Below are 991 nucleotides of genomic sequence, written 5' to 3' on the forward strand. Positions count from 1 at the left end.
CTCAGGCTGGCCGACGCATTTGCGCACGGCCTTGATTTTCGCCGCCGCAGGCGCCAGATCGGCAAGGACCGTGGCGGAGCTGATCTTGTTCGGGTCCATGAGGATTTCCGTGGCGGGCTCGCGCCCGTACGTGGTCAGGGTCCATACCGGGTCGCCTTCCTTGATGACCCAGTCGACGTCGTTGACGGTGACGCAGCGGTCGGTGGTGGGGCCGGGGACGTTGACGCCGCAACGCAGAATCAACACCGACGGGTCGCCCCATGCCGCCGTGGCCTGGCTATTGGTCTTCCGCAGGGCGGCGTCGCCGATGGTGTCCGGGAGCGAAACCATCATGGGCGCGCAGGCAGCATTCGCGGCATCGGCCGCGGGCTTCACGTCGACCACGGGGGAGCAGGCTGCAAGGGCAAGAACCGAAGCCGCCGCGGCTGTCAAGGAACAGAGGCGCGGACGTACACAGCGGCTTTCGTTTGATGCATTGATCAAGCCTATCGCGGCTGCGGCGAGCCGAGGATCGGGGAAGCGGGCGCCACGGACAGCTCTTTGTTGTCGGCGGTTCGCGATAGCGTAGAGCTGTGTCCAAAGAACAACAGACTGTCGGTGAGCTCTCCGAAGGCGAGCTCCTCGCGCGCATCTTTCCGCGCCTGAACCACAGCAACAGCGTGCTGCTCGGGCCGGGGGATGACGCCGCAGTCGTCGCCGCCCCGGATGGCCGGACCCTCATTTCCATCGACACCCAGACCCAGGACCAGGACTTCCGCCTGGAATGGAACAACGGATACCGGACTACAGGCTATGACGTCGGCTGGAAATCGGCAGCCCAGAATCTCAGCGACATCAACGCAATGGGTGGTACCGCCGTCTCCCTCGTCGTCAGCTTGACCATGCCGCCCGGCACCCCGGTGCAGTGGGTCGTGGACTTCGCGGATGGCCTCACGGCCGGCATCGTCGGCTTGGGGGCTGCCGATTGTTCGGTTGCCGGGGGAGACTTGGG

At 65.6% G+C, this 991-nt stretch carries 2 protein-coding genes; one reads left to right on the top strand and one right to left on the bottom strand.

The window, feature by feature from the left end; translation table 11 throughout:
- The coding region (locus AHiyo1_RS03850) for a DUF3515 family protein (RefSeq protein ID WP_059387660.1) at positions 1-432 on the bottom strand (432 nt) is incomplete at its 3' end.
- A gap of 140 nt (positions 433-572) precedes the next feature.
- On the opposite strand from AHiyo1_RS03850, the gene AHiyo1_RS03855 reads away from it, so the two are divergent.
- Positions 573-991 (top strand): thiamine-phosphate kinase (locus tag AHiyo1_RS03855; protein WP_253257141.1); only part of this gene is annotated, 419 nt, incomplete at its 3' end.

Source organism: Arthrobacter sp. Hiyo1 (genome assembly GCF_001263615.2).
Lineage (GTDB): Bacteria > Actinomycetota > Actinomycetes > Actinomycetales > Micrococcaceae > Arthrobacter.